6 protein-coding genes are annotated in these 6,374 nt (G+C 38.3%); 2 read left to right on the top strand and 4 right to left on the bottom strand.

The features are described 5' to 3' along the window. The first annotated feature begins 464 nt into the window (after positions 1 to 464). The gene (locus RUH74_RS23880; RefSeq protein ID WP_313805301.1) at positions 465 to 629 is read left to right on the top strand and encodes a Spo0E family sporulation regulatory protein-aspartic acid phosphatase; all 165 of its coding nucleotides are present in this window, start codon (positions 465 to 467) and stop codon (positions 627 to 629) included. 153 nt (positions 630 to 782) lie between these two features. Next, positions 783 to 1,778, top strand: coding sequence for a potassium channel family protein (locus RUH74_RS23875; RefSeq protein ID WP_313805299.1), 996 nt, complete (start codon positions 783 to 785; stop codon positions 1,776 to 1,778). A gap of 228 nt (positions 1,779 to 2,006) precedes the next feature. Here RUH74_RS23875 and RUH74_RS23870 read toward each other — a convergent pair whose 3' ends face one another. From RUH74_RS23870 to RUH74_RS23855, 4 genes are all read right to left on the bottom strand, one after another. Further along, positions 2,007 to 3,356, bottom strand: coding sequence for a glucose-6-phosphate isomerase (locus RUH74_RS23870; RefSeq protein ID WP_313805297.1), 1,350 nt, complete (start codon positions 3,354 to 3,356; stop codon positions 2,007 to 2,009). Positions 3,357 to 3,384: 28 nt separating this feature from the next. Beyond that, positions 3,385 to 4,548, bottom strand: a complete 1,164-nt coding sequence (locus RUH74_RS23865; RefSeq protein ID WP_313805295.1) for an iron-containing alcohol dehydrogenase — start codon at positions 4,546 to 4,548, stop codon at positions 3,385 to 3,387. A gap of 324 nt (positions 4,549 to 4,872) precedes the next feature. Then, positions 4,873 to 6,063 (bottom strand): ornithine--oxo-acid transaminase, encoded by a 1,191-nt coding sequence (locus RUH74_RS23860; RefSeq protein ID WP_396230169.1) that lies wholly within the window; start codon positions 6,061 to 6,063, stop codon positions 4,873 to 4,875. 132 nt (positions 6,064 to 6,195) lie between these two features. Further along, positions 6,196 to 6,374: aldehyde dehydrogenase family protein (locus RUH74_RS23855; RefSeq protein WP_313805303.1), on the bottom strand; the 179-nt coding region annotated here is incomplete at its 5' end.

The raw sequence follows: 6,374 nt of genomic DNA, 5'->3' as shown, positions 1-6,374 counted from the left end.
TTGAATTAACGTTGACGTTCTTGCTTTGTTTAGTTTTCAAAGAACTATTTATTAAAGCAGGATTTTATTCTATCATTCTATTCCAAAACAGTCAATTACTTTTTTGAAATAATTTTTAATAAAGCCAATAACAGAAATGAATCGTACTAAAAACATTATCTGCCAAAAAATAATGAGTGTATAGCGATAGGATTAAATTCTCGAATTCTATTCATCTCATTAGGTTTATTATATTAATATAATTTTATAAAGAAGTCAACACTCTCTCCAAAATAATTTTCCCAGTGGGATTTTAGTAGTTATAGTCTATTTATTAAAAGGAATATTCATTCCCTTTACGAGTTTTTCTCTCAAAAAATAGACTTTTTTGTCTTATTCTTAGAACTTTTGTCGAACCTATTTCGGAATAAGAAATATCTCCTATAATACAAGTAAGAGAAGATATTTAATAGGAGAATGGTTAAATGAATAAGATTACCCTTGAACAATTAGTACTACGGCGGATTAATAAAATAAGAGAGGAAATGATACTTACCGCTCATGAAACTGGAATAGATAGTATTGAAACACTTAAATTCAGTCAAAAGCTAGATCGATTAATATATCTTCATCTTTTGCATTTTTCCTAAACACTTAGCATAGACAGTAGCTTCATTCACAATCAAATAGTGAATGAAGCTATTTTTGTCTATTCATGAATTCCCCTTATCAATTATGAAACTCCGCCAATTCGTCCATAATTATGTATAGCGGATAAGCTAATTCTTATGGGGGTGAAAAACATGTCCTATAATCTCTTTAATCTATTTGTTCGACTCCCACTTTTTTTGAGGGTTCTGATCATTGCACTAATCGTAATTATTTCATTTGGGTCATTCGTTCATTTATTAGAGCCAGAACAATTCCCAACGATATTCGAAGGAGTATGGTGGGCTATCATAACCGCTTCTACAGTAGGTTATGGAGACTTTGTCCCTAAATCTATGCCAGGGAGGCTAGCAGGAATGACCCTCATCTTAACTGGAGCTGGTTTTTTAGCTACATATTTTGCCAGTTTAGCTACGGCTGCAGTTACAAAGCAAAATGCGTTTTTAGAGGGAAAAGCTGATTTTAAAGGGAAAAATCATATTATTGTCATTGGCTGGAATGAGCGAACCCGAGGAATTCTTCATACACTTTGTACGAATAACAAGAGTATCTCCATTGCTCTGATTGATGAATCCCTAGATAAGAATCCCTTACCCCATATGAATGTTCATTTTATTCGGGGACGTTCGAATTTGGACGAAGTTCTTATTAAGGCAAATATATTTGATGCAGTAAAAGTAATTATTACCGCAGACCCAAACAAAGGAGAGCTGCAAGCGGATATGGGATCCATTTTAACACTGTTAGCAGTAAAGGGGCTTAACCGCGAAGTTCAATGCATTGTAGAAATTTTAACTTCAGAGCAGGTGGCAAATGCCAAAAGAGCTGGAGCAGATGAAATTGTACAAACAAACATCCTTACAAGTTATGTAATGATAAATAGCATCTCTTCTCAACAACTCGTTTCATCCTTCTTGGATTTATTGAACCAGCTTGATAAGCGAAACTTAACTTTTAAACCCGCAGTGCCCGAAGTCGTGAATATGACGTTTATGGATTTAAGCCACCTGCTTATGAAAGAAGGAATCCTTTTATTAGGAGTAAAAAGAGCGGAAGAAACGTTTTTGAATCCTCCCCATCCATTTACAATTATTCAACAAGATCAACTTATCGTTATAATGAATGATTAAATCAGAAAAGCGCAAGCGCCTTGATCATCGCCGTACAAACTGGAAGGGCTGCGACTAAGATAAAGGAAACACGGAGAGCGTGAGCGAACCGATGTTGACTCAATCGTTGCGGAGGCGACCTGAAGTTTGATAGGCGATTGTCCGCTTGCGCTAGACAATTCTCTAACACCAAAGTTATATGCTTATCTCATAAATAAGAGCGTCATCCATTTGATGACGCTCTTTCCATTACTTTAGCCGCTTTTCCAATTCTGCCTTTTTCTCTTCAAAGCCCGGCTTTCCTAAAAGGGCAAACATATTTACTTTATACGCTTCCACTCCAGGCTGATCAAAAGGGTTCACTCCGAGCAAATACCCGCTCATTGCACAAGCTTTCTCAAAGAAGTATACAAGATAGCCGAACGTAAAAGCATCTAATTTCGGAACCGAAATAATTAAATTAGGCACTCCGCCATCCGTATGAGCGAGCATCGTTCCTTCAAAAGCTTTATTATTGACAAAATCTACACTTTTTCCAGCAAGGTAGTTCAAGCCATCTAAATCATTCTCTGCTTCTTCAATGAATAATTCGTGGCGCGGTTCTTCCACCTTTATGACCGTTTCAAAAAGATCGCGTCTTCCCTCTTGTACATATTGCCCCAACGAATGAAGGTCCGTTGAGAAATTTGCTGATGATGGATAGATTCCTTTTTGATCCTTTCCTTCACTTTCTCCAAACAATTGCTTCCACCATTCGGCAAAATATTGAAGACCTGGCTCATAATTAATAAGCATTTCAATTGTTTTTCCTTTGTTATACAAAATATTCCGGACAGCCGCATACTGATATGCTGTATTTTCTAGGAGCTCAGATTGACTGTACTCCTCACGCGCTTGCGCTGCCCCTTTCATCATTTGCTCAATATTAGCACCACTAACAGCAATCGGCAATAATCCAACAGCCGTTAAGACCGAATAGCGACCACCAACATCATCGGGAATGACAAAGGTTTCATAGCCTTCTTCCATTGCTACTGTTTTTAATGCCCCTCTTGCCTTATCCGTTGTCGCATAGATTCGATTTCGAGCTTCTTCCCTTCCATATTTTTGTTCTAAAAGCTGCCGGAAAATACGGAAGGCAATTGCTGGTTCCGTTGTTGTACCTGACTTTGAAATGACATTGATTGAAAAGTCCTTCCCGTCAAGAAGATCAATCACATCTTTCATGTAACTCGAACTAATATTATTACCGACAAATATGACTTGAGGAGTGCCTCTCTTCTCTTTCGAAAGTACATTATAAAAATGATGGGAAAGCATTTCAATCGCTGCACGTGCGCCTAAGTATGATCCGCCAATCCCAATTACCAATAATACATCAGAATCACGCTTAATTTTCTCAGCTGAGTTTTGAATCCGAGCAAATTCTTCTTTATCATAACGAACCGGTAAATCAATCCACCCTAGATAATCGCTTCCAGCACCTGTTTGCTCATGTAAAGAATGATGTGAAACTTTAACAGCATCCTGTAAATATGTAATCTCATGTTCGCCAAAAAACTGAAGAGCATTTGAATAATCAAAACGAATATGTGACATGTATGATCCTCCACTTTCCCTAAAATTATTATAAGGATGCCTTGTAAATTTCCATAACATCTTGATTGTTTAATTTCGCAAAGTTGCCAAACTCACCATTCACTGTTGCTTTATCTGCCATTATCTGAAGCTGGCTTTCATCAATGCCATAGTCAGATAGTCTTGCCGGTGCGCCAATTCGAGTCCAGAACTCCCGAAGCTTTTCAATTCCCTCTAATGCTGCTTCCTCTACTGATTTCCCTGAAGGGTCAACACCAAACACTCTAACGGCAAGCTGTTTAAACCTTTCTGGTTTTACATGGAGGTTGTGCTTCATCCAATTCGGAAACAGAATAGCTAAGCCGCCGCCATGAGGAATATCATACACTGCAGAAACGGCATGCTCAATATTATGTGTTGCCCAGTCTCCCCGATACCCCATGTTTAATATGCCATTTAGCGCCATTGTACCCGCATATAAAATGGTAGCACGATACTCATAGTTTTCAAGATCAGAAAGAAGTTTTGGTGCGGTTTCCATAACAGTAATTAGCAATGATTCACACATACGATCCTGAAATTCTGTATTCTCAGCTAAATGGAAGTAATGTTCAAGAACATGTGACATCATATCAACCATGCCATAGACCGTTTGATCTCTAGGAACTGAATATGTATGAACAGGATCCAAAATAGAGAACTTCGGAAAAACAGCAGGGCTTCCCCAACCATATTTTTCATTTGTTTCCCAATTCGTGATAACAGACCCTGAATTCATCTCAGAACCAGTGGCAGCCAACGTTAAGACTGTTCCGAATGGCAGTGCTTCTGTTGCAAAAGCTTTTTTAATGACTAGGTCCCATGCATCCCCATCATACTTTGCTCCAGCAGCAATTGCCTTCGTACAATCAATTACACTTCCCCCACCTACAGCTAAAAGGAAGTCAATTCCTTGTTCTTTACAAATTTCAACTCCTTTTCTAACGGTTGAAATTCGCGGATTCGGTTCAACGCCAGAAAGTTCAAAAACCTCTGCGTCCATAAGCTTCAATTCATTCATTACTTTCTCATACAAACCATTTCGTTTAATGCTTCCTCCGCCATAAACAACTAGAACTTTATTCCCGTATGGCGGAACTATTTTATGTAATTGCTCAATCTGATCTTTACCAAAAATTAATTTAGTTGGATTCCAAAAAGTAAAATTTTGCACGATTCCCACTCCTTTTCGTATAGTATGATCCTCTATTTGCATTATTATATCATTAGAGATACTAGAGTTATGTCGAAAAAGCTTGAATAAAGAAAAGGGGAAGCACTTTGGTCATCGCCGCACAAACACAGGAGGACTGCTTCTTTCGGTAAAAGAGGCACAATGAGCGATAAATGGATGTCGACTTATCACAGGGAGGGGATCTGAATTGTGCTAGGAGATAGGCGTTTATACCAGACAATTCTCTATCCCCAATATTCTAAATTCTGATATCATAAAAAAATCCTCGCACATTATCATGTGCAAGGATTTTTTGCTCTATAATTAGCTTAATACCTTTTTAATACGCTCAATTGCCCAATCTAAATCCTCTTCGCTTATCACTAGCGGTGGAGCAAAACGAATAACAGTATCATGAGTTTCTTTACATAATAAACCTTCTTCTTTTAATGCCTCACAATACTTTCGTGCTGGTTCTGTTAGTTCAACGCCGATAAATAGACCGCGTCCGCGAACCTCTTTAATGATTGGATTATTTATTTCTTTTAATTGTGCTTTGAAGTATTCCCCAAGCTTGAGAGAACGTTCCGCAAGCTTTTCCTCAACAAGAACATCAATGGATGCAATTGAAACAGCACATGCCATTGGATTTCCGCCAAAAGTAGAGCCATGTGAACCCGGGTTAAATACCCCAAGAACTTCTTTATTAGCAACAACACATGAAATCGGGAAAACTCCCCCGCCAAGTGCTTTACCTAAAATATACATATCCGGATCTACATCTTCCCATTCACAAGCAAACATTTTACCTGAACGAGCAAGACCTGCTTGGATCTCATCAGCAATAAATAAGACATTATTTTCTTTACAAGCCTCATAGGCTTTCTTTAAGAAGCCCTCAGGAGGAATGACGATACCAGCTTCCCCTTGAATAGGTTCAATTAAAAATGCAGCAGTGTTTTTAGTTATAGCATTTTTTAATGCCTCTAAATCACCATAAGGAATTAATTTAATACCTGGCAGCATCGGACCAAATCCGCGCTTATATTCTTCATCTGAAGATAAAGAAACAGCTGTCATTGTACGGCCGTGGAAGTTTCCAATACATGCAATAATTTCCGCTTGATTGTCTGCTACTCCTTTTACATCATATGCCCAGCGGCGTGCAGCTTTAATAGCTGTTTCAACTGCTTCTGCCCCCGTGTTCATAGGAAGTGCCATTTCTTTATTTGTCAGCTTACAAATCATTTCATACCATGGCCCAAGTTGATCGTTATGGAACGCCCGTGAAGTAAGTGTTACTCGGTCAGCTTGATCCTTTAAAGCCTGGATAATTTTTGGATGGCGATGCCCTTGGTTTACTGCTGAGTAAGCACTTAGCATATCCATGTATTTATTGCCTTCAGGATCCTCTACCCAAACCCCTTCAGCTTTAGAAATGACGATTGGCAGCGGATGATAATTATTTGCACCGTATTTTTCAGTTTGTTCAATTAAACTATTTGTTTGCGTCATTTGAGTCATGAGAACCATTCCCCCATTTTCGATTAAATACTCATTCATTGTAACCTAAATCGCTAAAAAGAGTCATTTAATTACATAAAAATTGATACAGGTTTTAGTTTCCCCTCTTCGAAGAAGCTTATTTTAATACATCTCAGAAGTTGTTTTCGCTTGCATATGAAGCTGGATGTAGTCAGGACCGCCTGCTTTAGAATCTGTTCCTGACATGTTAAATCCGCCAAATGGCTGGTACCCAACAATTGCACCAGTACATCCACGGTTGAAGTATAGGTTTCCAACATGGAAATCTTCACGTGCTTTTT

It is taken from the genome of Cytobacillus sp., from assembly GCF_032154635.1.
Classification (GTDB): domain Bacteria; phylum Bacillota; class Bacilli; order Bacillales; family Cytobacillaceae; genus Cytobacillus.
The sequence above is the reverse complement of the archived record's forward strand: the minus strand, read 5'-3'. Positions and strand labels throughout refer to the sequence as shown.